Raw genomic sequence first — 25,751 nt, 5'->3', positions numbered from 1 at the left:
ACGCTCCCTGCGGGGAGGCCACACACCAGCGGCCGTCTTATGGTGCAGAACATTTGGGCATGGCCTTTGGCTTGCAGACTATGAGCGCTGCTGACCAACACCCGCAAATAAAAAAAGGCCCCGGAATCAACCGGAGCCTTTCATCAATCTTTTTTGCGCCCGTACTGCGGGCATGGCGCTGAATACCCTATTTGTTTATGGGCGGCACATCGCCACCAGCTTTAAGCATGGTGCCAAGGTGACGCCGGGCAAGGGCAAGCTCGCCTTCTGAAACTTCGGGCATATCCTTGGAGCGCGCGCCGCTCATGTCGTTGCCTTCTTCCACAATGGAAAGAGCGGCTGCCATGCGGCCCATGACGCAGAAAAAGCGCACCGGGTTCCAGTTATGCGCCTGCACCCAGGCAGCGGCATTGGGCGAATAGAGAAAATCCGCCTTGTTGTTGCGCATGATGGGGTGGGCTTCTTCATTATTGCCCTTGGCCCAGGCCCGGAACTGCGGCAGAAGTTCAAGAAAGTCCAGCAGTTCCTTGTCCGTCACCGGAGGCTGTTTTTCATACACATTAACGTTCGCGCTGGAGCCTGGGGCAGGCTGCTCTGCCTTTTTCTTGGCAGCAGGAGCCTGTGCGGCCTCGGCCATGCCGGGGGCAACAACCACCAGCGGCAGGGCCAGCACCAATGCCGCAAAAACACCGCAGAGAGATGAAATTTTATTCATTCAATACCGAACCGCGCTGAATTTCGAGAGTCTGTCCATATTATGGTAAGACTCCACATATCGCAGGGTGCCGGTTTTGCCGCGCAAAACCAGCGAGTGGGTAACGGCGTACTTGGCACTGTAGCGCACGCCCCTCAAAAAATCACCGCCGGAAATACCCGTGGCGGCAAAGAAACAGTCATCGCTGCGCACCAGATCATGCACCGTGAGCACTTCGCGCACGTCGATGCCCGCTTCGGTGATAGCTTCTTTTTCCACATACGACTGGGGATCCAGACGGGCCAGAATCTGCCCGCCCATGCCCTTGATGGCGCAGGCAGACAACACGCCCTCGGGGGTGCCGCCCGTACCCATCATGATATCAACCTCGGAACGGGGATCAACAGCCATGAGCGCGCCAGCCACGTCGCCGTCGGTCTGCAGCTGAATGCGCGCGCCTGCCTGGCGGATTTCCGTAATAAGCTTTTCGTGCCGGGGCTTGTCGAGCACAAAGACCACAAGGTCCTGCACGCTCTTGCCCATGGCCTTGGCCACGTTGGCAAGATTGACCTTTACCGGCGCATCGAGGTCAACCACATCGCGGGCCTCGCGCGGCACCACCAGCTTCTGCATGTAATAGCTGGGGCCGGGGTTGAACATGCTGCCGCTCTGCGCAACACCCACAACCGAGATGGCGTTGGGGCGGCCATAAGCCAGCAGATTGGTGCCTTCCACAGGGTCAACGGCCACGTCAAGGCTGGGGCCGCAGCCCTTGCCGACCTTTTCGCCGTTAAAGAGCATGGGGGCATTGTCTTTTTCGCCTTCGCCGATAATGACCTTGCCATCGATGCTGAGGGTGGCGAAGCTGACGCGCATGGCGTCAACGGCGGCGCCGTCACCGGCCTCCTTGTCTCCCCGACCGAGCCAGCGGGCCGATGCAAGGGCCGCAGCCTCGGTAATGCGAACAATGTCCAGAGCCAGATTTTTCTCCGGTGCTTCCGCCATGATATCCTCCACTCAGATCAGCGTTGTGCAACACACTGCTCTTACCCCAGTGCGTTGCGGGCTTCAAGGAAAAACCCCCGCCCTTCGGGGCGGGCCATACGGCAACTCTTTTGCCGCACAGCCCTTTTCCATACTTCTTTTTTTATACAGCCTATTTATCGGGCAGGCTGAAACGTCCGGCAACAGGCGTCTGCCAGCCGCCGCCAAAGGGCATGCGGCTCATGTAAAGCGACAACGGCTCCTGACGGCGCTTGAATTCAGCCCTGAACAGCTTGTCGCGCACTTCCATGCGCGCCGCCGAAAGCGGGCCGGATTCCGCCTCCGCAGGCTGCAACAGGTCTTCAAGAATCGGATCCAGATCCTCATAGGGCAACAGGCTGTCCGAATCTTTCTGACCGGGGCGCAGCTCCGCAGAAGGAGCCTTGGTGAAAATTTCATCAGGGATGATCTCTGCCCCGCGATGGGCGTTGTACCAGCGGCCAACAGCATACACCTGAGTTTTTGTCAGGTCACCGATAACGGCCAGCGCGCCCACGGAATCGCCGTACAGGGTGCAGTAGCCCATGGCCCCCTCGCTCTTGTTGCCCGTGTTGAGCACAAGGGCATTGGCCCTGTTGGCCAGCGAGGTGATGAGCGTGCCGCGTATGCGGGCCTGCACGTTTTCAAAGGTCACGTCGCCGGGCTTTTCTTCAAAAAGGTCAAGGCCGGGCTTGAGCGCGGTGGCAAAAGCATCCATAAGCGGGCCAATGGGCAGGGTCACGGTGGTGATGCCCAGATTCTCCGCCAGCTTGGCGGCATCCGTCAGGGAGCCATCACTGCTGTGGGGCGAGGGCAAAAGCACACCGGTGACATTTTGCGCACCAAGGGCCTCCACCGCCACGCTGCACACCAGGGCGGAATCCATGCCGCCGGAAATGGCTACGATACCCTTCTCCACCCCGCACTTGCGCACAAAGTCCCGAGTGCCGAGCACAAGAGCGCGCCAGTAATCTTCCTCAACGCAGGCGGCCAGCGGTTCCGGGGTTTTTACTGCACCCTGTCCGCGCGCGGTGTCCACCACGAGCACGTCTTCCGCAAAGGCCTTGCCCCGGGCAAGCAGTTGCCCGGTGGGATCAAAAACCAGACTCTGCCCGTTGTACACGCGGCTGTCGTTGCCGCCCACCATGTTCACCGAAAACATATGCACATGATGCCGCGCCGCCACGTGCGAAAGCAGGTGTTCGTCCGTTTCCTGCGCGCCCACGCTGAAGGGCGCCGCCGCCATGTGCACAAGAGCGTCCACGCCGCGCTGCACCAGTTCCATCAACGGATTATGACCGCTGGCGTAGCGGGTTTTCCAGAACGAAGCGTCTTCGCTCTGGGCATCCTCGCAGAGCACAACGCCGATGCGCCAGCCGCCCATGGTGACGATGCCGCACGAAATGCCGCGATCAAAATAGCGTGCGTCCTCATCTGTGGATTCGGCCACGCTGTTCTGACCCTGATTCTGATACACCTTGCGCGAAACAACCTGCCAGCCGCCCTTTTCAACCAGCACTGCCGCGTTGGAAAGCAGGCCCGAGGCATACACGCTGGGCACAGGCGCGCCCACCAGCACAGAAGGGCCGTCCTTGAGTTCGGCGGCCATGATATCCAGAGCCTTGAGGCAACCCGCCGCAAAACCCTGAGCGCAGAGATAGTGGCCGGGGGCCACGCCGCAAAGCGCCAGCTCCGGCGTAACGCACAGGTTTGCTCCTGCTGCGCCAGCCTGACGGGCGGTGCTGATGATACGTTCCAGATTTCCGGCCACGTCGCCGGTAACGGTATTGCACTGCAATAGGGCGATTTTCATGCCGATGCCTCCCCCAGGTTACAAGTAGTTATGTAAGGGGCCGCCCGGCGCTGCCAGGGCTTCCACCTTGCGTATGACTGCCGGTTCCTCTTCCAGTGGGGGGGCATGGAAGGGCTTCAGGCGTGCGTCGATGACCAGCGGCGATTCGCACGACCAGTGCCTGGCCCGTGTGGCGGCTTGAGCGCCATACACGTCTGTGGCCGGGTCTGACCGGGTAAAGGCCACCCACAAAAAATTATCCAGATTCGCGGCGCAAAAGTCCGCATCGTCCGCCACTATCGCAAGCGGGAAGGCCTCGCGGCCCGGCCACTGGGCCAGAGCCTGCGCAAGCGCTTCCATCTGCGGGTCGGGCTGGCTGCGATCAAGGGCATGCCTCGGCCCGCCAATGGCAACAAGGCCGGGGCCGCACACGCGCACCGGGCCAAAGCCATCCGGCAGAGGCGGCAGATCAGCGGCGAGGCCGGAAAGTTCGCACCCAAGCTCGCGCCGCTTTTTGCCAGCAGAGGCCCACACAAGCTTGGAGCCTTCGTTAAGCGCGCTGCCCGTGTAGTCCAGCGTATCATTGGTGCTGCGGGTGATGAAGTGCAGATCGCGCGAAAAATCAACCCGCTCCAGCAAATGCCGCAAAAAGGCGGGCACATCGCGGGCTGTAAGGCCCGGCGCGTCTTCATGCGCCACAAGAAAAACATACTTTGCCAGGGCCGTCTGGGTGGTCCCGAGCAGATGCAGGCCCGCAGTGATCAGCTCGCGCGGGCGGCGCTCTTCCTCATAGGGCGTATAGCGTTCACTGCCCACGGCCAGCAGCAGCGGATGCACCCCGGCTGCGTCCACGGCATGCACGTCGCACACGCCCTGAAAAACCTGCGGCACCAGCGGCCCTGTGAGTTCATGGATAAAGTCGCCAAAGACCGTATCCTCCTGCGGCGGGCGGCCCACGGCGGTAAAGGGCCAGATGGCCCCTTTGCGGTGGTGGACGGCATCCACCTTGAGCACCGGGAAATCATGCGCAAGGCTGTAATAACCCACATGGTCGCCAAAAGGCCCTTCAGGTTTGCACTGGGGCAGCACGTGCCCGCTGATGCAAAAATCCGCCTGCGCAAGCACTGGCAGGGGCAAGCCCGGCACAGCGGCCATCTCTGTGCGTCTGCCGCCGAGCAATCCGGCAAAGCGCAATTCAGAAAGCCCTTCGGGCAGGGGCATGACAGCAGCCACGGTGAGGCTGGGCGGCCCGCCCACATAAATATGCACGGGCAGAGGTTTGCCCATTTCCAGCGCGCGGGCGTGGTGCGCCCCTATGCCCCGGTGAATCTGATAATGCAGGCCTACTTCATCCGCCGCATACTCGTTGCCGCCAAGCTGCACCCGGTACATGCCGAGGTTGGAGGCATCCGCACCGGGTTTGGCGGGGTCTTCACTGTACACCAGGGGCAGAGTAATGAAAGGGCCGCCGTCCATGGGCCAACAGACAAGCTGGGGCAGGTCGGCCAGTTTGCACTGGCATTCCAGCACAGGGGCCACTGCCGCCGCCTGATCTGCGCGCACCCGGCTCACACTCGGCAGCATGTTCAGCAGACCGGGCACAGCCCTGAGCGACTTCAAGGGGTGTTTCATAGCTGCGGCCGGGTCGGCCTTGGCGGTCAGCACAGCCTCCACAGCAGGCAGGCTGCGGCGAAAAATAAAATGCAGACGCTCACGCGTGCCAAAAAGGTTGGAGAGCATGGGAAAGGGCGTGCCCTTGACCCGCGTAAACAGCAGGGCCGGGGCCTTGGCGCGGAAGGCACGGCGCTGGATGGCGGCCAGTTCCAGATGCGGATCGACTTCGGCCTCAATGCGCACCAGATGCCCATTAGCCTCAAGGTCGGCCACGCATTCCTGGAGATTGCGATAACTCATGAATGCGTCCCTTCCCCGCAGGTTCCGGTTGCTCCGGCAACCGCGTCAAATGATGGCTGTATGCCGGCAAGCGAACGCTTGCCAGCGAGCATGGCCCTGAAATCTGCCAGGATCTGCGCATGGTCAAACACCAGCGGCTGCGGCAGGGCATCCAGAGGATAATACGCCGCATGGGCCGCATCGTCCCCGGCGCACAAGGCTTCGGGATTGCGCGGTCTGCCTGTAAAAGCAACGGTCAGCGTGTGCTGGCGGGGGTCGCGGTCAGGCCTGGAATACACGCCCAAAAGCCCGGTCAGCTCCACATCCAGCCCGGTTTCTTCACGCATTTCGCGCACTGCAGCGGTTTCCGCGCATTCGCCCTCTTCAATAAAACCGCCGGGCAGGGCAAAGCCCACGGGTTCGTTGGCGCGGCTGATGATGACCACCCCGCGGTCAGGCGAATAGATAACCACATCCGCCGTGGGCGTGGGATTTTTGTAGCTGGAATAAGGCTCGCCGCAATGCGGGCAGACAACCTGGCGTTTCATGCGTTCTCCGTATGGTTCGCGCCATTGCGCGCAACTGCCGCATACTAAGCCAGCATGCTCCGCGCCGCAAGCGCGGGAAACAAATGCCGCAGCGCAGCTATTTGCCGCCTTCGCGCGGCGATTGACAAAAAAGTATGGATGCCATACTAAAACGCCATGAAAAATGACTGCCATAAAAAAACCGCCGTTGAACTGCGCATCCAGAAATCCATGATCAAAACCATGGGGCATGCTGCCGCCCACTCTACGCGCAGCGCGCCAGTCAGCATCTCGCTGCTGGGCATAGTGACCCGGTTTTATGAGCTTGAGCGCCAGTGCAGCAAATTCAGTACAGATGTGGACATCCGTCTGGCGGAAATCCACACAATCATGGCCATCCACAACAATGAAGGCATCCATGTGGGTGGATTGGCCGAGCAACTGGGCGTCACCAAGGGCAGCGTTTCTGAGCTGTTGCGCAGGCTGGAGCGCAAGGGCCTGGCCTACAAGGCCAAGGACCCGCTGAAAATGACCCGTCTGAATGTGTTTTTGACGGAAAAGGGCAAGGCAGCGCATAAGCAGCACATGGATTTTCATTCTCAGCTTGATTGCATGGTGGACGATGCCATGGGAACACGCAAACAGGATGAAGTTGCTGATATTGCTGATTTTCTTGAAAAACTCCTTGTGAGGCTTAACACGGTGGAGGTCAAATAGGCTTTTCTGGTCATTAATGTTTGGCATCCATACGTTACCCAGACAGACCGAACTTCGGTCACCATGCGAGGTATTATGAACACTGACAAGGGTACTGCTTTTAATGGTCTTGTTTCTGGACAGAGCTACGATATTTTTGCCCGACTGTTCGGGCTGAACGCGTCTTTTTATAAGGCGGCGGTCAAGGATTTGGCGCTTGGCCCGGAAATGTCGGCTCTGGATCTTGGCTGCGGCACAGGTTCCCTGACTTTTGCGCTTGCCGCGCAATCCTCGCCCCAATGCCGCATACATGGCCTTGACCTTGCCGAAAACCAGATCGCCCGCGCACAATACCGCCAGAAAGAATATCCCAACAACCTTCACTTCAGCGTAGCGTCCATGGACGAAGCGTGCTTTCCTGACGGCACGTTCAATATCATCATGACCGCCATGGCGCTGCATGAGGCAAATCCCCAAACGCGGCGCACCGCCATTGCCAATGCCGCGCGAATGCTTGCCCCTGATGGCATTCTTCTGCTGGTGGATATTGCCCGCCCACAGCTGCGGGGCCTGGGCCTCTTGCTCTATCCCTTTGTCATGACTTCGCCAAAACATAAGGACGGCCTGACTGAAGCTTATGCTGAAATCTGCGCCGCGCACGGCCTGTCCCTGCGTGAAGACGGATATTTAAATTCTCTTGTGCGCAGGCAGGTTTTTGTAAAAAACGCGGCCTTCGCCGCGTAGCCTGACAGGAGGTCACTCCAGAGCAAACCCCGCAGCTTCAAGGGCTGCGGCACTCACAGCACCGGCCCGCACTATCCGCAGCCGCACTGCCCCGCCATCCTCGCCGCTCAGCGGCTCCACCACGGTTGACGGCAAGCCGCCAGCGGGCAGCGGCCCACCAAGAGCCAATGGCAGGAAAAGTTCTGTTTTTGCATCCTGCGCCGCGCACCCAGCAGGGCACGTCATGCCCTGCGCCATGCTGCGCAATGCTTCCAGCAGGGCCGGATCAAGCTTGTCTGGAGAGCATACGGGCGCACCGCCGCTGAGGTTGGCGCTGCTTGCCGTAAGCGCGCCGCCAGCCTGCTCCGCCAGTTGCGCAGCCAGTGGATGCGGCGTCACGCGCACCGCCGCAAGCCCCTGACCGTTGACCAATGCGGGGGGCAGGCAGGAGCGCGCGGGCAGCAAAACCGTGAGCGGGCCGGGCCAGAAGGCCAAAAGCCCCTTGGGCATGGCGGCAAGTTCCGCCACCGCGTCCACCTGCGCCGCATGCGCCGCCAGCAGGGGCAAGGGTTTGTGGACGGGCCGCTGCTTCAACTGATACACCCTTGCCACGGCTTCCGCATTGGCGGCAAGGCAGCCCAGCCCGTAAAACGTCTCCGTTGGAAACACGAGCACGCCGCCGTTACGCAAAAAACGCGCCGCAGCCGCAAGCTCCATCCCGGCATCCGGGCTGGAGCAGCGTTCAGACGCGCTATCCGCCATATTTAACGAAACATGAGAAGACATGACTGGCAAACCCTTGAAATACATAAGTGTGGGCAAACTGAAAACGCCGTTCTGGAAGGATGCCGCAGCCCACTACACCACACGCATCACCCGTTGGCGCAAGCTGGACATAACCGAAGTACGCGACGGCGATTCCGCCCTGCCGCCGGATCAGCGCAACGCCCTTGAAGGACGCCGCATCATTGAGGCCCTCGACCCGCAGGACATAGCGCTCGTTCTTGACGAACGCGGCCAGCACCTTACCTCGCCCCAACTGGCAGACATGCTGCGCCAGATGGACCACGACGCCAAGGGCAGAGCCTGCTTTATCGTGGGCGGCGCATGGGGGCTGGATGAAGCCGTGCGCCAGCGCGCCAGCCGCTGCATCAGCCTTTCGCACATGACCCTGCCGCACGAGCTGGCCCGCGTGGTGCTGCTTGAGCAGCTTTACCGGGCGGAATGCATCCTGCGCAAGGTTCCGTACCACCACTAGAGGTCTGTCTCTAACTGCTTCTTTTGTCCAACTGGCTGCGTCAAAAGGTTATTTTTACTCCAGTCATGTACCGTAAGAGTACACTTCTTTCGCAAAAAAAACCTTTTTCCTTGCCCTTGGCGCAAAATCATCCAGTTAGACTGCCCTTGATTGCACATGCGGCGGGCCGCAAGCGCAACCGCCTACAGAACCTCGTAAATCCTGGCGAACACGTTGTCGTACACCAGCTTGAAATAGGGCGAAACGCGGGGATCCTGCGGGTCGCCCACCAAAAGCTGCACCATCAGCGAATTGTACAGGCCCGCATCCATGGCAAGCTTTTCGTCCGTTACGCGGTTGAAAAGAAAGTTGATGTTGCGGCGCTTGGAAAGAAATTCGTGCTGTTCTTCGGGCGTTGCCGAGGGGTGCGCGTCAAACCAGTCCTGAATATAGTTGCGGCGCGTCACGCCGGTCTCTTCAAACACGCTGATGGATGATGCATAGATGGCGCTGCTGTTGCCCTCAAGCCGCACCTCGCCCGAATCAAGCTTGTAGGCAAGGGCCTGCGGCACGATGGAAAGCGCCCCGCCTTCGCCCGCACGGGTAACAAAATTCCAGTTGCCGAAATTGCTTATCCAGAAGCCAAGCCGCAGCATTTCAAAGCTCACTACCACATAGAGCCGCCCCTTGTTCTCAATGAGCGGGGTTTCGGGCGAGCGCAGCCTGTCCATGAGGGCCTGCGCGCCTTCACCATCAAGACCTTCAAACACGTTGCCCGGCTCGTTGCCGCACTGGGCCGTATAGCGGATGATCTGGCGCGCAAAGCGTGGGTTGTCTGTGGCAAAAACCGCTGCGGGCAGATAGAGGGACGGCCCTGCATGCTGCGCCCCATCAGCAATGGTCTGCCGCTGGGCAAAGTGGTTGGCGGCATAGCCCCAATCCCACCACAGCCAGAGCATGGCGTCGGGCGGGGTCATGGCCTTGGCGCGCGATAGCGCTTCTGCATGCCGCCGGTTGATGATTGGCCCCTGCGACATGGCGGGGATCATATCGGCAAAGGGCGCTACCAGCAGGGCCAGCAACACGCCGCTGGTCAGAATGCCCGCCACTGCGCCGCGCAGATCCACACGCAACAGCCTTTGCAACAGCCAGTAAAAGGGCAAGGTCAGGCCAATGGCCATGATGGGCGCGCCAAACATAACCATGCGGCCTCCCATCTTGACGCTCAGGATGCCCAGCCCTGCCAGCGGCAGCAAAAAGAGCGCGCCCGGACGGCGTATGGCCACCAGGGCAAAACCCAGCAGGCCAAGCACCGCAGCTTCCATCCATGGATGAAAGTAGGGGAAAATCTCGATGATGCCCAGATCCTGCACTTCAATGATGGACTGCGCGACCGAGGGATATTCCAGCGAAAGCCCGCCGCCAGTGCTTTTCACATCGCCCGTGTGTTTCACATAGGCATTGATGTGGTTCACAATGGACGTAAGAATTTCGCCCTGAAGCATCAAAAAGCCAACGCCCGCCAGCAGAAGGGCCAGCAACCATGGGCGGCACAGCAGGCGGCGCAGGCGGTAGCCTGTCTTCGTGCCCGCAGCCAGCAGCAACAAGCTGAAACTGAAGCCCCACGGCCCTGCCAGCGTAGGCAGAGCGTAGGCCATGCTGCCCAGAAGCAGCAGGGCGCGCCGCCCGCGAGGGGCCATCACCAAGCTCATAAAGGCCAGCAAGGCCACATTGTAACGGATCAGATACGGAAAAACAGAATGCCATTCCTGCGTCCACCACGAAATGACGCCGGAACAGCCAAGCAGCACAACCCACTGCCAGCGCAGGGGATTGCCCATGTGCTCAGCCTGTTTGAGGCGCGGCGTCCAGTGGCCCACGGGCTGATTGCGGGAAAAAAGGCGGCGCAGGCTCACCACGCCGGAAGTCATGGAAAGACGGCGCAGCACCATGCCTGGCAGCAGCATATAGCGCATGGCCCAACTGGCCGGGGCAAGGGTCATGAGCAGGGGGAAGAACAGGGTTACGAGGTCGGTGTCGTAAAATCCCAGCAGGGTGCGTGCCAGAAAGCCCGGCGCAATGGACGTGAGTATGCCTGCGGCAACGCCAGCTTCAATGCTGCCCAGCGCCCACACCCAGGCAAAGGCGATAACCGCCACAAAGCTCGCCAGCAAGGCAGGGAACCAGAAGGCCACGGCTGCGGGGGAAGTGCCCACGAGGTCGGACATGGCCTTGAGCATCACAGCCATGGGGTGCCCCACGGCAAGGCCGAAATCTTCCGCGCCGGCCACCCATGTGTAGGCATCGTGCGTGGCCAGCAACCACTCGTTGCCAAGGCGGTATTCCGGATTTTGCCAGCAGGGCCATTCCAGCATGCGCAGGGCAAAGGCAAGGGCAAGCGTCACCAGCCCCCAGAACAGCCCCCGCGCCCAATAACGCGCAGAAGGCAGCGAACGTTTGCCGTTGTGCAACCTTGCGCCGCCAGTGGGCAACAGCGCTCCGCCGTGAACGGCATGTGAGGCGGCGTGCTGCTCCGCACAGGCTGGTTCCGCAGCAGGCAGCGTTTCCGATTCGGGTTGCGGCTGCCCGGTGCGCCGGGTTTCGTCTGCATCGTTTCCGGCAGGCGCGGCGCTGGCAGAGGCATGGGCTGCGGGGTGCATGGCGTTCTCCGTAAGAATCATGGTCCTGTTCATACAGGCATGCAGATGGCGACAAAAAACTGTGCGGCGGTTTCTGGACAATTAACGCGCAGAACAACCCCCTGCGCGGTTCGCCACAGAGCTTTCGGCAGGATTTGCGGGCAAACCCTTGTCAGAACATTCAGGTATACGTGCTCTAGCCAGCCTGATGCGTTGCGGCATCATAGGTCAGCCGCTCGTCCCCGGCGCTGGGAGCAAGCGCCCAGAACCATCGCCCGTGCCCGCCAACAACATAGGAGTGCTGCTCCACAAGACGCCAGGGCGCTGGCAATTCGCTGGGGGCTGGCTCAAGCGCCAGCACGACCAGCACGCCGTTATCGTGCAGCCTGGGGCTGGCGAGGTCAAGCAGTTGCCGCCAGGGCATGAAGGCGCGGCTCAGAATGCAGTCCGCCTTGTAATACTGCCCCTGAAAAAAATGCTCCACCGGCCCTCTGAATACATGGGTGGAGGGCAACTGAAGGCGGGAAAGTACACTGGAGATGAACAGAGCGCGCTTTTCGCGCACTTCTATCATATAATATGCGCCGCGCGTCCAGGCCATACGCAGGGGAATGCCCGGCAGGCCTGCGCCCGCGCCAAGATCCCAGCACAGGGGAGCTTCGGGCAAATTGAGCTTGTCCAGAAAACCGGCCAGATGAAAACTGTCCATCGCCAGCCGGGTAAGCATATCCTGCCAGGTGTGCGGGCCGACCAGGTTCATGGCCTTGTTCCACTGGCAGAGCATTTCAAGATATTCCGCCAGCGGCTCCAGGGCCGATTGCGGCACTTCCGCGCCCGAGGCCGCCGCCAGACGCGCCAATTCCTTTCTGTCAACCGATTGTCGCTGCATGATCCTTTCCTGCGCTTGTTCGCCCGTTGCGGGCCTTTCCGGCGTTTCTGCCGGGTTCACTGTCATATCCCCGCAGACCGGGACTTGCAAGCCCTGCGCCGATAACGTAAAAAAGAGGGCTTGCGCGCAATGCGCAGCCTAAACGAACCCAAGGCCGCAAGGCCACGCCAATGCGCGCATGTGCGCGCCACTGGAGGATAAACCCCGCATGACACAAGCCGTTTTGCTCTTTCCCGGCCAAGGCTCGCAAGAGTCTGGCATGGGCCGCGATCTGGCCGAGGCTTCTTCTGACGCCATGAACCTCTGGAAGCAGGCCGAACGCATCAGTGGTCTGTCCCTGCGCGAAATTTACTGGGAAGGCGATGATGCCGCCATGAGCGACACCCGCGCCCTCCAGCCCGCCCTCACCGTGGTGAACCTGAACCTCTGGAGCGCAGTTGCCGCGCGCGCCAACGTGTGCGGCGCAGCCGGGCACAGCCTTGGCGAGTTCAGCGCCATGGCCGCCGCTGGCGTGCTTTCTGCCGAGAGCGCCCTTGAGCTTACTGCCCTGCGTGGCCGCCTCATGGCCGAGGCCGATCCCGACGGCAAGGGCGGCATGGCCGCTCTGCTCAAGCTGGATCAGTCCGCCATTGAAGAAATTGTGGCCGAAACCGTTGCCCAGTGCGGTGAGCTTTTGCTGGTGGCCAACTACAATACGCCCGGCCAGCTTGTTATCAGCGGGGCCAAGGCCGCCGTGGCCCTGGCCTGCCAGAAGGCCAAGGAGCGCAAGGGCCGTGGCCTTGAACTCAAGGTAAGCGGCGCATTCCACAGCCCCATGATGGCTGAGGCCAACAAGGAGCTTGCCCCCCTGCTGCGCAAGGCCGTGTGGAGCAAGCCCAAATTCCCCGTATACTGCAATGCCCACGGCAAGGCCGTGACAGATGGCGAAAGCGCCCGCGAAAGCCTGCTTGTGCAGATGACATCCTCCGTGCAGTGGATAGAAACGGTGCGCAACCAGTATGCCGACGGCGCGCGCCGCTGGCTGGAGCTTGGTCCCAAGGCCGTGCTCGGCAAGATGGTGGCCCCCTGCCTCGCGGGAACCGCCAAGGCGGAAGACCTTGCCATTGAGCTCGTTAACAACGCCGAAACAGCGGCGGCCTTTGCAGGATAGATTTTTGCGGAGAAAGGCCTTTCATGCGAAAGACCTTCCCCGCCTTGCCTGAAACTTTTTTTCATGCGCCTCCGTGCGGAATTGCCGCAACAGACCTGCGCATGAACCTGAAACGGGGTTCCCGGCGGCAGTGCCCCGGGCCGCCCGAGGCGTTAAGCCGCAACCGTTGCACAAGAAAGGACACCAGCACTATGCGCGCCATTGACACCCTGCGCACGGCCCTCAAGGCCATCATTGAAGAAGAAGGCCTTGCCTGGCCCGTCAAAACCGTTATTGAACCGCCCCGCGACCCCAAGCATGGCGATCTTTCCGTCAACTCCGCCATGCTGCTTGCCAAGGAAGCCAAGGCCAACCCCCGCGAGCTGGCGCAAAAGTTCGCCCAGAAGCTTGTGGAGCGCTGCCCCGAGGTGTCCCATGCCGAAGCCGCCGGCCCCGGATTCTGCAACGTGACCTTCACGCAGGATTTCTGGCGCGCCACCGTGGCCGACATTGAAGCTGCGGGCAAGGAGTACGGCAAGAGCACGGGCGGCGCAGGCAAAAAGGTGCTGCTGGAATATGTTTCCGCCAACCCCACTGGTCCCCTGCATGTGGGGCATGGGCGCGGCGCTGCCGTGGGCGACAGTCTTGCCCGCCTGCTGCGCGTGGCTGGCTATGACGTAAACACCGAGTATTACATCAACGATGCCGGTCGTCAGATGCGCCTGCTGGGCCTTTCTGTATGGCTGCGCGCCAAGGAACTGGCCGGAAAGCCCGTCACCTGGCCCGAAGACTACTACAAGGGCGACTATATCATCGACATCGCCCGCGAAATGCTGGATGCCAACCCCGCCCTCGTGGAACTGCCCGACGCCGAAGGCCAGGACGTGTGCTACGACAAGGCCATGAACGACATCCTGAACGGCATCAAGGACGACCTCAACGAATTCCGCGTGGAGCACCAGCGCTGGTTCTCTGAAAAAACCCTTGTGGAAGGCGGGGCCGTTGCCGCTGCTTTTGACGCGCTTGATTCCGCCGGGTATACGTATGAAAAAGACAATGCCTACTGGTTTGCCACCGAAAATCTGGGCGACGACAAAAACCGCGTGCTGCGCAAGTCGGACGGCAGCCTGACCTACTTTGCCTCCGACATCGCCTACCATCACGACAAATTCCAGCGCGGCTACGACTGGCTCATTGATATCTGGGGCGCGGATCATCACGGCTACATCCCCCGCATGCGCGCGGCCATCACGGCCATGGGCAAAACGCAGGACAGCTTTGACGTGGTGCTTATCCAGCTGGTGAACCTGCTGCGCGAGGGCCAGCCTGTAAGCATGTCCACCCGCGCGGGCACGTTTGAAACCCTGGCTGATGTCATCAAGGAAGTGGGCGTTGACGCAGCGCGCTTCATGTTTCTTTCGCGCAAGAGCGACAGCCCGCTGGACTTTGACCTTGAACTCGCCAAGCAGCGCAGCCTCGACAACCCGGTGTACTACGTGCAGTACGCCCACGCGCGCATCTGCGCCGTGCTGCGCCGGGCTGAGGAACGCGGCTTTGTGCTGCCCGCCAAGGCGGATGCAGACCTGCTGCACGGGCTGGATACGCCCGAAGATATGGCCCTGCTGCGCAAGGCCGCCACGTTTGAAGACATGCTGGCCTCCGCCGCCAAATCGCTTGGCGTGCATCACGTGAGCACCTACCTCACGGAACTGGCCGGGCAGCTGCACAGCTACTACGCCAGGCATCAGGTGCTGCTGGCCGATGACGCGCCCCGCACCCTGGCCCGCCTTGCCCTCCTGCGCTCCATCGGTCAGGTGCTGCGCAACGGTCTGGACGTGCTTGGCGTGAGCGCCCCGGAAAGTATGTAGATTTTGAACTGTTCTCAAACGGAAACAGCGCCGGTTCGATCCTGCCAAATGACTCCTGCTGGGGCACTTCCGCAGAATCATCTCCGCTGTTTCATAAACGTCGAATATTCGGCGTGCGACAAATCTGCTCTGTGCCTGTAGCCGTTAAGGCGCGTTTTGAACGAGGCCTTGCGTGTGCTCTGCCTGTCCCGGACAGGATGCGCCTTAACGGTTAAACCAGGCCCCCACAGATTACCGCACGACGGAGGATAATGAATGGCCGCCCCCTTACGCAAACCCCGCAAATCCGTCGTTTCCCAGCCTTCGGGCGAAAAGCGCCGTTTTGTTATCCGCCTTTCGGGGCCAATGCTTGCCCTGCTGGGCGCAATCCTTGTGGTGGCAGTGGGCTGGTCATTTTTTATGGGATTCATGGTTGGGCGCGGGCAAAATCCTGAAACGCGCGTGGAGCAAATGACCAGCATGATTTCCAAGGACGCGCCCAAGGCCAAGCCTGCCCCAGAGGCCCCCGCGCCTGACGCGGCAGCTCCGGCGGCACAAGCGGAAACCGCCGATGCCCAGAATCCGGCCCCCGGCGCTGAGGAAAATCAGGCAATGCCCGCAGGCGCGCCCCAACCCGGCAAACCGGGGCAGGATCAAAAGGGGCAGAAAGCAGCCGCGCAGGCTCCCCAGGGCAAACAGGGCCAGCAATCCCCGCAGGGGGCCTATCCCTTTGCGCAACCTTCGGGCAACAGTCTGGCGGCCTGGGGCATCAAGCCCGGCGCCAACCAGAATGCGCAGGGACAGGGCGCTCAAGCCAGCGCGCAAACAGGCGCTCAGGCCAACGCCCAAAACGGGGTGCAGGCAGCAAAACCCGCACCCGCCAAGACGGGCCCTCAGTTTGATTATGTATATCAGGTGGCTGCATTCAAATCTGACGAAGACGCGGACAAGCTGCGCACCCGCCTGGAAGGCAAGGGCCTGCGCACCCGCACCCAGAAAAACGGCAAGCTCGTGCTGGTTATGGTCAGCATTCGCGGCACGGAAGACGATGCCTTCAACCTGCGTGAAGACCTGCGCCACATGAAGCTGGGCGTACCCATTCAGATTTCGCAAAAACCTGTTTCAAGCAAACCGCAAAAATCAGGGCGGTGAGGCAAACCATGACCGCAACCGAAACTTTCGGCGATTTTCTGCGCAAGATAGGCCGCCCCTGCCTGAACGGCATAGACGCTCTTGGCAACACGGCACTGTTCATGCTTGAAGGTCTGGCCCAGATATTCGCCAGCCCCAAGATTTTTCCGCGCACCATGCAGCAGCTCTTTGTCATCGGCTCCAAGTCGCTGTTTCTTATCATGCTGATCGGCGTGTTCTGCGGCATGGTGCTGGGGCTTCAGGGCTACTACACTCTGGTGAAGTTCGGCTCGGTGGGCATGCTCGGCTCTGCCGTGTCGCTCACCCTGATCCGCGAGCTTGGGCCGGTGCTCACGGCCATCATGCTCACGGGCCGGGCCGGGTCTTCCATGACGGCAGAAATCGGCGTCATGCGCATTACCGACCAGATTGACGCCCTGGACGTCATGGATATCAATTCCATGGGCTATCTGGTCAGCCCGCGCCTGCTGGCATCGCTCATCGCCTTTCCGCTGCTGACGGCGGTATTTGACGTTATCGGCATCATCGGCGGCTATCTCACGGGCGTGCTCATGCTGGGCATCAACGAGGGCGCGTATTTTTACCGCATCACAAGCTCGGTGACGGCAACGGATGTGAACGGCGGTTTCATCAAGGCCGTGCTCTTTGGCCTGCTTGTGACCACCATTTGCTGCCGCCAGGGCTATTACACCAACAAGAGGCGCGACAGCGTTGGCCCGGAGGCCGTGGGCAACGCCACCACCTCCGCCGTGGTTATTTCCTGCGTGCTGATTCTCGCGGCTGACTACATTGTTACCTCATTCTTGCTGTAACAGACCATGCAGTCTGTAACAGTCATCGGCATCGACCCCGGCTCCCAACGCACGGGCTGGGGCGTGGTGCGCGAGGTTTCGGGCGTGCTGCAACTGGTGGACTGCGGCGTTGTGCGCACGGCATCGGCAGGAAAGGAATTTTCTGACCGCCTCGCCCGCATCTACCATGAACTTTCGGGAGTTTTGGCCCGCCTCAAGCCGGAAGAAGCCGCCATCGAGCAGGTCTTTACCGCCAAGAACGCGGCTTCGGCCCTCAAGCTTGGTCAGGCGAGGGGCGTTGCCGTGGCCGCCTGCGCGGCGCACGGCCTCACCATCAGCGATTATGAACCGACCCTTGTCAAAAAATCCCTTGTGGGAACGGGCCGGGCAGAGAAGGAGCAGGTGGCCTTTATGGTGCAACGCCTGCTCAACGTCAAAAACGCCAACTGGGCGCTGGATACCTCCGACGCGCTGGCAGTGGCCGTATGCCACCTGACCGTGCGCCGCTTTGCGGCCCTGGCGGGCAAGTAGCGTCCGCCAGAGTCCGTATTCAACTGCTTTCCCTGCCCGCCTGATTTTTCTACGCCCACGCGCTTGGGCTTGCCGTTTACGCGGCGGGATATTCCGCCATATGCGGGATTACTGCCTTGCCCAGCCAGTCAATGGCCCTGCCCAGATGCCGCATATTTTCCAGCGCAAAAGCGTCCTTTGCCGCTTCCCCCTCCGCATGGCCGAAGCCCATGTTCCAGTATGTTGAACCGGGAACCAGCATCTTGGACATCAGGAACATGTGGTTGATGCTGTCATAGGCATGGGTTGCCCCGGCCCGCCCGGCAGCCACCACTGCCGCGCCAATCTTGCCCTGAAATAACCCGCCGTTCACATAGGCCACAAATCCGGCCCTATCCACCAGCGCTTTCAGCTCCGCAGACATGTCCGTGAAATAACAGGGCGTACCCAGGATCATGGCGTCCGCCGCCAACATTTTTTGCAGCAGTTCGTTGAGCATGTCGTTGTCAAAAACGCAGCGCCCGTTTTTCAGCTCCGCACATTTTTCGCAACCGCGGCAGCCCTGAATCTTCTTGCCGCCCAACTGCACAGTTTCCACTTCCCAACCAGCCTCGCTTAGAGGCGCAAGCGCTTCATGCAGCAAAAGAGCCGTATTGCCGTTTTTTCTGGGGCTTCCGTTTATGGCCAGTACTTTCATGATGTTTCTCCTCAGTGCCAGATTTGCCTCCATACTATGCCTAATCTGCAAAAGTTGAAGTACTGACAAAAAATTCATATAATGATGTCAATAACAGGTACTGACAAATAGTATAGCTTTAAACAGGAAAGCGTATGGACACTCCCGACATTTGCCCGCCCGTACAGGGCAATTACCGTTGCCATTTTGAACTGACCTTGCAGCTCATTGGGGGCAAGTGGAAATTACTGGTTATTTATTTTCTTTCATTGCAGGAAGTTATCCGTTTCAGCCAGTTGCGGCGATCCCTGCCGGAAATCAGCGAGCGTATGCTGGTACGCCAGTTGCGCGAACTGGAAGAAGACGGTCTTGTGCACCGCAAGGTCTACGGCACGGTGCCGCCGCGTGTGGATTATTCGCTCACGCCACTGGGCGTCTCGCTTGTGCCCATCATGGAATCGCTGAAAGCCTGGGGCAACATGTATGAAAAAAGCCGCAGCCAGACTGAGCCTGACCACGGCGACGCCAAGAGCGCTGGCTCCGGGCTATAAAAAAACGGAGGGCTCAACGAACCCTCCGTCTGCACACGGGCGGCAGCGCCGCCGCATGATCATTTTTTGCGCTTTATTCCACGATAACGGCCTTCTTGATAATCACGCTTTCCATAGGCACGTCGTCGTAGTAGCCCTTTTTGCCGGTCTGCACGGCGGCGATCTTGTCTACCACTTCCTGCCCCTTGATGACCTTGCCAAATACGGCATAGCCCCAGCCCTGCGGCGTCTGGCTCTTGAAGTCGAGGAAGTCGTTATCCTTGGTGTTGATAAAGAACTGCGAAGATGCCGAATGCGGTTCGCTGGTGCGGGCCATGGCGATTGTGTACTTTTTGTTCTTGAGGCCGTTGTCCGCTTCGTTGCGGATGGAGGCGCGGGCGGACTTCTGTTTCAGGTCGGGTGTGAAGCCGCCGCCCTGGATCATGAAGTTCTTGATAACGCGGTGAAACACCGTGCCGTCATAAAAACCGGATTTGACGTACTGCACAAAGTTGGCCGTGCTGATGGGCGCTTTGCGGGCATCAAGGCGCACCACGATGTCGCCGAGGCTGGTTTCAAGCTTCACAGTCGGATCAGGGTCAGCAGCCTGGGCCTGCCCTGCCAGAGCAAGCATGGCACCGAAGCAAAGAGTCAGCGTAACAGCACGAAAAAAAACACGAATTGATTTCATGGATTACTCCTCGCAATATGATGTGCCGGGTCTGCCCCGGCAGGCCGCAAGGTAGCACGCTGCCGTACACGCAGCAAGGGCGGTTGACTAGGCGACATAAGACAGGGCTGCATCAGGCCGGAATGGCCGGGCCAGACTACACAGGGCAGACGGCAACCGCCCCCCTTTCCAGCGCCACATGGCGCAGCCGCCAGCGCCGAACTTTCCCCTTCCGGCCCTTGCTAAATGCCGCTGCCGTTATTATACTTGTAGGCAGAAGACAATCTTCAAGCCCGCCCGACGGCACTGCGGCACGGAGCCGTAGCCGCCGAACGGACTGAGCGCCTTCAACTGCTTTTCGGAGGATATAATGTCATACAGCCGCAGTGTTGCTCAAAGCTCCGCTACCAGCGTTGCTTCCCTTTACATGCGTCAGGTTTATCAGTGGATGACGGCCGGTCTGGCGGTAACCACAGTTGTAGCCTACGCAGTTGCCAGTTCGCCTGCCGTGCAGGCGGCCATTTTTGGCAACACCATTGTGCTTGTTCTCATGCTGGTGGCCCAGTTCGGTCTTGTTATCGCCCTTTCGGCGGCGGTTCACAAAATGTCCGGCGGCACGGCCACGGGTCTGTTCCTGTTGTATTCCGCCGTCACGGGCGCAACGCTTTCGTCCATCTTTGTGGTCTACCCCATTGCGTCCATCGCCAACGCGTTTCTGGTAACCACCGGCACCTTCCTTGCCATGTCGGTCTACGGCACTGTCACCAAACGCGACCTCACGTCCATGGGCAGCTTTTTGTTCATGGGCCTCATAGGCATTATCATTGCCTCGCTGGTGAACATTTTCCTCAAGAGCAGCATGATGGACTTTATCATCAGTTGCCTTGGCGTGCTTATCTTCACCGGCCTGACCGCCTATGACACGCAGAAGCTGCGCCGGTTTGGCGAAAACGCCCCCATGGAAGACGGCACCGCCGTGCGCCGTGGCGCTATCCTTGGCGCGCTGACGCTTTACCTCGACTTCATCAACCTTTTCCTCATGATGCTGCGCCTGTTCGGCGGCAACCGCGAGTGATGCGGCACTGCGCCAACGCAGCCTGAAATTTGAGCGATCGGGGGCGAAAGGCCAAGCCTTTTGCCCCCTTCTTTCGCACTACGGAACTCTATGAAAAAGAAAAAATCCCAACGCGGAGCGCCCGGCGCTTCCGCCCATACCCCCGGCTTTCCCTCACGCGAGGAACTGCTGGAGGCCTTTTCCGCCCAGTCGCGCCCCATGCGCGTGGACGGCCTTTTACGTGTGCTGGGCCTTGCCCGCCGCGCCAAGGGCGACCTTGAAGCCGCGCTGACAACGCTGGCCGAGCAGGGCCGCCTGTTGCGCTTGCGCGGCGGCCTGTGGGCGCGCCCCGAAGCCCTCAAGCACATTACGGGCCGTTTCAGTTCGCTGCGCGACGGCGGGGGCTTTGTTACGCCCATGCGCCCGGTTGCCGAGAGCGAAAACAACCGAGACAGCCAGCTGGAATTTACCGGCGCGCGCGATGTGTATATCCCCGCTGCGCTGACCGGCGAAGCCTGGCATCAGGATATCGTGCGCGTGGCTCTCTCCCCCGGCGCATCGCGCGGCCCATCCCCAGAAGGTCGCATTGTTGAAGTTGTGGAGCGCGGCCTCAAGGAAATCCCCGCCCATGCCGCCCACCGCACAGGGCATACACTTTTTTGCCGTCCGGCGGATGCGCGCCTCTCCGTAAATTTCAGCGTGGAGCTGGCTGCTGGCGAAACGCCCCCCGAGCCGGGCACTCTGGTATTGCTGGCCCCGGTGCAACGCCTGGCCTCCGACCTGTGGACAGCCCGCATTGTGGGCGACTACGGGCGGGAGGACGATGTGGCAGTGCAGGAGGAACTGGTCAAGCTCAACCACGAGGTTCCGCGCGACTTCCCTGCCGGGGTGCTGGCTGAAGCCCAGCACCTGCCCAGCGGCCCCACGCCTGAAGACATGCATGACCGCGAAGACGTGCGCGCCCTGCCGCTTGTGACCATTGACGGCGCGGACGCCCGCGATTTTGACGATGCCGTGGAGGTAGAAGACCGCCCCGGCGGCGGCTGGCTGCTGCGCGTGGCCATTGCCGATGTGAGCCACTACGTGCGCCCGCGCGGCAACGGCAGCACTGGCGCGCTGGATGCGGAGGCTCTCTCGCGCGGCAACTCCTGGTATTTCCCCAAGTCCGTGGAACCCATGCTGCCCGAGGCCCTTTCCAACGGCCTGTGCAGCCTGCGCCCGGATGAAGACCGCCTCGCCATGCTGGCGGAAATTCCATTTTCCCCGCAGGGCAAACCCGGCAAACCGCGCTTTGCGCAGGTGGTTATGCGTTCTGCGGCGCGGCTGACCTACGATCAGGTCAAGGCCTGCATGCTCGACAACGATGCTGCAGCCCTTGCCGCCCTGCGCCAAAACCCGCGCGGTGAAGAAGTCATCAGCATGCTGCAAAGGGCCTTTGCCCTGTATGCGGCCCTGCGCGATGCCCGCCGCCAGCGAGGCAGCCTTGATTTTGACCTGCCCGAGGCAGACAGCCGCCTGGACGAAGCCGGGCGCGTGGTCTGGATCGGACACCGTCAGCGGCACGATGCCCACCGCCTCATTGAGGAATTCATGATCGCGGCCAATGAGGCCGTAGCGCGCCACCTGCGTGATGTGGGCATGCCCTTTCTCTACCGCGTGCACCCCCTGCCCGACCCGGAACGGCTGGAAAGCCTTTTTGACACCCTCGCAGGCGTGGGTATGGAAGACCTGCCGCCCCGCCCGGACGCCGCAGCCATGCAGGGCATTCTTGCCCGCGTGCAGGGTACTGATCAAGAATTTCTGGTCAACCGCCTCTGCCTGCGGGCCATGCCGCAGGCGCGCTATCAGCCTTTTAACGAAGGGCATTTTGGCCTTGCTTCGCAGGCCTACTGCCACTTTACCTCGCCCATCCGCCGCTATGCCGACCTGCTGACCCACCGGGCGCTCAAAACTGCGCTGGGCATCGGCGTGGGTGCGTTGGCCGCAGGGCAGAAGCTGCTGCGCATCAGCGACCAGATCAACAGGCGTGAACGCGCGGCCATGGCCTGCGAACGCGAAATGGACCGCCGCATGGGCTGCCTTGCCCTGCTGCCCCGCGTGGGCGAGCACTTCAAGGGCATGGTGGCAGGAGTCACGGATTTTGGCATTTTTGTGGAACTGGCCGACATGCCAGTGGAGGGCATGATCCGCATTGATGACCTCGGGGATGACTGGTACGACTTTGACCCCCGCACCATGAGCCTTGTGGGCCAACGCTCCGGCGTCATGTGGCGCATGGGCCAGAGCCTTGAGGTCGCGCTGGCGGAAGTGAATCTGGGTCGGCTTGAAATCCGGCTCATGCCGCTGGAACTGCCCAAGGCCGCGCAGGGCAACTGGCGCGGCAGAGGCAAAACATCCCGCAAGCCAGCTCACAAAGGCGGCGCAAAACCGGGACGCACAAGCCGCCCCGGAGGTTCGCGCTCCGGCTGGAAGATCACCTCTCCCGGCGACGAGTCCAGCAAGAGCGGGGGCAAGGGTGGAGCAAAGGGCAAGGCCCGCCGCAGCGAGGGGGGGGCAAAGCGAGGCCCCAAGGCTGGAGGCCAGGGCAAGGGCGGTAGCGGCGGTTCTGGCGCGCGCGGGCGCAGCGCGGGCAACGGCAGCAAAAAGCGGGGCCGCTGATGGCCTTGCTTTCCGCACAGCAGCGTATGGGCGCAGCCGCGCTCATACTGGCGGCCAGCACTGTTCTTTCGCGCCTCATGGGCCTTGCGCGCGACAAGATCATTTCTTGGCAGTTCGGCGCAGGCGGCGAATCCGATATGTACTTCGCCGCCTTTGTGGTGCCGGACATCATCAATTATCTGCTGGCTGGCGGCTTTATGTCCATCACCATCATCCCCCTGCTGACCCGCAGGTTTCAGGAGGATGAGGCGGATGCATGGCGCTTTTTTTCCTGCGTTTTCTGCTGGATGGCGGCTGCCTCCACCCTGCTGACTCTTGGCGGCATGGCCCTTGCACCCTGGCTGGCGCAGGTGGTGGCCCCCGGCTTCAGGCCGGAGCAGTGGGCGCGGCTGGCCTTTTTTATGCGCATCATCCTGCCCGCACAGATTTTCTTTTTGTGCGGGGCATGCGTCACGGCCCTGCTGTTCATGCGGCGTCAGTTCCGCGTTCCGGCGCTGGCCCCGCTGATCTATAACGGGGCCATCATTGCCGTGGGTCTGCTGCTGCCCTGGCTGGCAACCACGCAGACTGCGCAGGCCGCTCTGCCTGCAGGCCTGCTGGCCCACATGGACGGCATGACCGGCTATTGCGTGGGCGTGACCCTTGGCGCGGCCCTTGGCACCTTTGTGCTGCCCCTGCGGGTGGCGGCCCAGCAGGGTCTGCGCATGCGCATGGAATGGCGGCACCCCCTCATGGGCAAATTCCTGCTCACGGCCCTGCCCCTCATGCTGGGGCAGACCATCATGATGCTGGATGAGCAGTTTTTGCGGGTCTTCGGCAGTCTGGCGGGCGATGGCGCGGTGAGCCTGCTCAACTACGCGCGGCGCATAACCCAGGTTCCTGTGGGGCTGGTAGGTCAGGCCGCCGCCGTGGCGTCCTATCCCTTTTTGGTGGCGCTGCTGGCGCAGGGCGACACCGAGCGCTTCAACTCCACATTGCGCACGGCCCTGCGGGCCAGCGTTGCCCTCATCATTCCTTGCGCGTTCTGCATGGCGGCCACAAGCTGGCCCATCTTGGGCGTCATTTTTCAGGGCGGGCGCTTCAGCCTCGCAGACACGCTGGCTACCCTGCCGCTCACGCGCATCATGCTGGCCGCCACGCCCTTCTGGATTATCTACATGGTGCTGGTGCGCGCCTACTACGCCCACGGCGACACCATTACCCCGGCTGTGACCGGCAGCATCATGACGGCGCTGTGCATACCCATGTATTACTGGTGGGCTGTTCCCAACGGGGCGTGGGCCATCGCTACTCTTTCGGGCCTGAGCGTTAGCCTGTACGTGCTCTGGCTGGTGGGCATATGGATTCGCCGCCACGGCAGCGGGGCCTTTACGGGTCTGACCGGGCTGGCAGCACGGGTGATCTTTTGCAGCTTGCCCGCCACGGCGGCGGGCTGGTGGGTCTCCGAGGTGTGCCTGCGCTCGTTTACGCTATCCCCCATCCTCAAAGCCTGCGTGGTGCTGATGCTGGGCAGTTGCGCCTTTGCGGCCCTGTTTCTGCCCCTTGCATGGCAGACCGCGCCCGAGGCTTTGGAGCCAGTACTGCAAAGGCTTCGCCGCAAGCGCGGCACAGCCTGATTCTGCGGGATAAACCAAGCTTGAAATGTTCGGGGGAGGGCCACCACCCCCCTGAAACATTTATTGGCTGCGCAAGCTTTCTCGCGCAACTGTCCGGGGCCAGAGCGCGGCATCCTCTGTCGCAGTAAAAGTTTCTTCCATCATCACATCAGATCAGGCTGCCCACAGGGTTATGATTCTGCCTCTGTGCCTGCGGCATGTCTTTGCTGCAACCTTTGCTCCAGCAGGGAAACCACCGTACTGGCCAGCAGGGCGGCAGCCGATGCAAGCCCGTAGCACAGCCACAGGGAAAGATGCTCAACCCCTGTCATCACCACCACTGCAAAGGCTATGCAGCCAAACCAGCCAGCCATGATGCCGCGAAAGATGCTCACTACCGCAGGCGCACCATGAGTGGCGTGGGCAAAGGGCACAATGGAGCAGACCATGACCGGAAAAAACATGAGCACCCCGCTCCAGCCAGGGCCAAGCCAGTGGGCGGCCTCTGTCACGGCAAAGACCAGCCCAGCCCCGCAGGCCATCTGTATGGGAACGCGCACACCTGCGGACAGCGTATGACCTTGCTTGCACCGGGCCAAAACCCTTGGCAGGCAGGCGAGCACCAGCACCGGAGAAAATGAGGAAAGCACCACTGCCCACAAGTGCGTGAACGGCAGGTGCAGCACAGCCCAGCCCCCGCCAAAAAATCCGCACAGGGCCGCAGGCAGGGCCACAAACCAGGGCATGCCCCAGGCGGCAAGCCAGGGATAGATGAGCGCTGTTGCCGTGCAGGCCAGCACGCCAAGCAGCGTGTTGAATGAGGCTGCGGCAGAAAAAGCCGCGCCCTGCTCCAGCGTGAGGAAAAAGGAAACAGGGGCGGAAATGAGCGGCAAGCCAGCAATGACGCCGCCCACAAACGAGCCCCAGCGGCGGGCCACCAGCAGGCACATGAGGATAAGCAGTGGCGTAAGAAAAATTTTGACCAGCATCTATGCCGCCCTGTGTATGCAAAAAGTCAGCGCCGGG

Annotated in this window: 23 protein-coding genes; 12 read left to right on the top strand and 11 right to left on the bottom strand. The window is 61.1% G+C overall.

Going from position 1 to position 25,751, the window contains the following annotated elements; translation table 11 throughout:
- Positions 1 to 187: 187 nt before the first annotated feature.
- From ACUZ9Q_RS02375 to ACUZ9Q_RS02355, 5 genes are all read right to left on the bottom strand, one after another.
- Positions 188 to 715, bottom strand: a complete 528-nt coding sequence (locus ACUZ9Q_RS02375; RefSeq protein WP_449247249.1) for a serine/threonine protein phosphatase — start codon at positions 713 to 715, stop codon at positions 188 to 190.
- A complete protein-coding gene (gene glpX, locus ACUZ9Q_RS02370; protein WP_022657899.1) occupies positions 716 to 1,699 on the bottom strand; it encodes a class II fructose-bisphosphatase in 984 nt (327 codons plus the stop codon).
- A gap of 151 nt (positions 1,700 to 1,850) precedes the next feature.
- The gene (locus ACUZ9Q_RS02365) at positions 1,851 to 3,530 is read right to left on the bottom strand and encodes an NAD+ synthase (RefSeq protein WP_215647235.1); all 1,680 of its coding nucleotides are present in this window, start codon (positions 3,528 to 3,530) and stop codon (positions 1,851 to 1,853) included.
- An 18-nt stretch (positions 3,531 to 3,548) separates the two neighbouring features.
- A complete protein-coding gene (locus tag ACUZ9Q_RS02360) occupies positions 3,549 to 5,423 on the bottom strand; it encodes a UbiD family decarboxylase (RefSeq protein WP_449247248.1) in 1,875 nt (624 codons plus the stop codon).
- Positions 5,420 to 5,950, bottom strand: a complete 531-nt coding sequence (locus ACUZ9Q_RS02355) for an NUDIX domain-containing protein (protein ID WP_215647233.1) — start codon at positions 5,948 to 5,950, stop codon at positions 5,420 to 5,422. Before ACUZ9Q_RS02355 ends, ACUZ9Q_RS02360 begins: the two co-directional genes overlap by 4 nt.
- 156 nt (positions 5,951 to 6,106) lie before the next feature.
- Here ACUZ9Q_RS02355 and ACUZ9Q_RS02350 point away from each other — a divergent pair, with 156 nt between their 5' ends.
- Complete coding sequence (locus tag ACUZ9Q_RS02350) at positions 6,107 to 6,646, top strand: MarR family winged helix-turn-helix transcriptional regulator (RefSeq protein ID WP_449247247.1); 540 nt, start codon at positions 6,107 to 6,109, stop codon at positions 6,644 to 6,646.
- Between the two features lie 75 nt (positions 6,647 to 6,721).
- On the top strand, positions 6,722 to 7,369 hold the full coding sequence (locus ACUZ9Q_RS02345; protein ID WP_449247246.1) for a class I SAM-dependent methyltransferase: 648 nt from the start codon (positions 6,722 to 6,724) through the stop codon (positions 7,367 to 7,369).
- Positions 7,370 to 7,381: 12 nt separating this feature from the next.
- Here the strand turns inward: ACUZ9Q_RS02345 and ACUZ9Q_RS02340 are convergent, their stop codons facing one another.
- Entirely contained in the window at positions 7,382 to 8,134 is a 753-nt protein-coding gene (locus tag ACUZ9Q_RS02340) for an L-threonylcarbamoyladenylate synthase (protein WP_449247245.1), read from the bottom strand.
- Between ACUZ9Q_RS02340 and ACUZ9Q_RS02335 the strand changes: the two genes are divergently transcribed.
- Positions 8,133 to 8,606, top strand: coding sequence for a 23S rRNA (pseudouridine(1915)-N(3))-methyltransferase RlmH (locus ACUZ9Q_RS02335; RefSeq protein ID WP_192112374.1), 474 nt, complete (start codon positions 8,133 to 8,135; stop codon positions 8,604 to 8,606). The two genes, ACUZ9Q_RS02340 and ACUZ9Q_RS02335, sit on opposite strands and share 2 nt — an antisense overlap.
- A gap of 182 nt (positions 8,607 to 8,788) precedes the next feature.
- Here the strand turns inward: ACUZ9Q_RS02335 and ACUZ9Q_RS02330 are convergent, their stop codons facing one another.
- Positions 8,789 to 11,278, bottom strand: a complete 2,490-nt coding sequence (locus ACUZ9Q_RS02330) for an STT3 domain-containing protein (protein WP_449247244.1) — start codon at positions 11,276 to 11,278, stop codon at positions 8,789 to 8,791.
- A 142-nt stretch (positions 11,279 to 11,420) separates the two neighbouring features.
- The gene (locus ACUZ9Q_RS02325; RefSeq protein WP_371740871.1) at positions 11,421 to 12,116 is read right to left on the bottom strand and encodes a 16S rRNA (guanine(527)-N(7))-methyltransferase RsmG; all 696 of its coding nucleotides are present in this window, start codon (positions 12,114 to 12,116) and stop codon (positions 11,421 to 11,423) included.
- Between the two features lie 205 nt (positions 12,117 to 12,321).
- Between ACUZ9Q_RS02325 and ACUZ9Q_RS02320 the strand changes: the two genes are divergently transcribed.
- The 5 genes from ACUZ9Q_RS02320 to ruvC all read left to right on the top strand — a co-directional run bounded on the left by ACUZ9Q_RS02320 (position 12,322) and on the right by ruvC (position 17,563).
- The gene (locus ACUZ9Q_RS02320) at positions 12,322 to 13,263 is read left to right on the top strand and encodes an ACP S-malonyltransferase (protein WP_449247243.1); all 942 of its coding nucleotides are present in this window, start codon (positions 12,322 to 12,324) and stop codon (positions 13,261 to 13,263) included.
- A 191-nt stretch (positions 13,264 to 13,454) separates the two neighbouring features.
- Positions 13,455 to 15,110 carry an arginine--tRNA ligase gene (gene argS, locus ACUZ9Q_RS02315; RefSeq protein WP_209818737.1) on the top strand — a complete coding sequence of 552 codons (1,656 nt, stop codon included), beginning with the start codon at positions 13,455 to 13,457 and terminating at the stop codon, positions 15,108 to 15,110.
- 255 nt (positions 15,111 to 15,365) lie between these two features.
- Positions 15,366 to 16,241, top strand: a complete 876-nt coding sequence (locus ACUZ9Q_RS02310; protein WP_227118525.1) for an SPOR domain-containing protein — start codon at positions 15,366 to 15,368, stop codon at positions 16,239 to 16,241.
- Positions 16,242 to 16,249: 8 nt separating this feature from the next.
- A complete protein-coding gene (locus ACUZ9Q_RS02305; RefSeq protein ID WP_192112369.1) occupies positions 16,250 to 17,053 on the top strand; it encodes an MlaE family ABC transporter permease in 804 nt (267 codons plus the stop codon).
- Between the two features lie 6 nt (positions 17,054 to 17,059).
- Positions 17,060 to 17,563: a crossover junction endodeoxyribonuclease RuvC gene (gene ruvC, locus ACUZ9Q_RS02300; RefSeq protein WP_022657884.1), complete on the top strand. Its 504-nt coding sequence runs from the start codon at positions 17,060 to 17,062 to the stop codon at positions 17,561 to 17,563.
- A gap of 76 nt (positions 17,564 to 17,639) precedes the next feature.
- Here the strand turns inward: ruvC and ACUZ9Q_RS02295 are convergent, their stop codons facing one another.
- Complete coding sequence (locus tag ACUZ9Q_RS02295; RefSeq protein WP_192112368.1) at positions 17,640 to 18,239, bottom strand: flavodoxin family protein; 600 nt, start codon at positions 18,237 to 18,239, stop codon at positions 17,640 to 17,642.
- Positions 18,240 to 18,373: 134 nt separating this feature from the next.
- Here ACUZ9Q_RS02295 and ACUZ9Q_RS02290 point away from each other — a divergent pair, with 134 nt between their 5' ends.
- Positions 18,374 to 18,769, top strand: coding sequence for a winged helix-turn-helix transcriptional regulator (locus ACUZ9Q_RS02290; protein ID WP_449247242.1), 396 nt, complete (start codon positions 18,374 to 18,376; stop codon positions 18,767 to 18,769).
- Between the two features lie 73 nt (positions 18,770 to 18,842).
- Here the strand turns inward: ACUZ9Q_RS02290 and ACUZ9Q_RS02285 are convergent, their stop codons facing one another.
- Positions 18,843 to 19,439: a peptidylprolyl isomerase gene (locus ACUZ9Q_RS02285; RefSeq protein WP_449247241.1), complete on the bottom strand. Its 597-nt coding sequence runs from the start codon at positions 19,437 to 19,439 to the stop codon at positions 18,843 to 18,845.
- A 349-nt stretch (positions 19,440 to 19,788) separates the two neighbouring features.
- Here ACUZ9Q_RS02285 and ACUZ9Q_RS02280 point away from each other — a divergent pair, with 349 nt between their 5' ends.
- The 3 genes from ACUZ9Q_RS02280 (at position 19,789) to murJ (ending at position 24,746) form a co-directional block, all read left to right on the top strand.
- Positions 19,789 to 20,493, top strand: a complete 705-nt coding sequence (locus ACUZ9Q_RS02280) for a Bax inhibitor-1/YccA family protein (protein WP_215647224.1) — start codon at positions 19,789 to 19,791, stop codon at positions 20,491 to 20,493.
- A gap of 90 nt (positions 20,494 to 20,583) precedes the next feature.
- Positions 20,584 to 23,130, top strand: a complete 2,547-nt coding sequence (gene rnr / locus ACUZ9Q_RS02275) for a ribonuclease R (RefSeq protein WP_449247240.1) — start codon at positions 20,584 to 20,586, stop codon at positions 23,128 to 23,130.
- A complete protein-coding gene (murJ, locus tag ACUZ9Q_RS02270; protein ID WP_449247239.1) occupies positions 23,130 to 24,746 on the top strand; it encodes a murein biosynthesis integral membrane protein MurJ in 1,617 nt (538 codons plus the stop codon). Before rnr ends, murJ begins: the two co-directional genes overlap by 1 nt.
- Positions 24,747 to 24,916: 170 nt before the next feature.
- Here murJ and ACUZ9Q_RS02265 read toward each other — a convergent pair whose 3' ends face one another.
- A complete protein-coding gene (locus ACUZ9Q_RS02265) occupies positions 24,917 to 25,714 on the bottom strand; it encodes a hypothetical protein (protein ID WP_449247238.1) in 798 nt (265 codons plus the stop codon).
- Positions 25,715 to 25,751 lie beyond the last annotated feature (37 nt).

The organism is Desulfovibrio desulfopostgatei (genome assembly GCF_053570645.1).
This window is presented reverse-complemented; position numbering and strand designations above follow the sequence as displayed.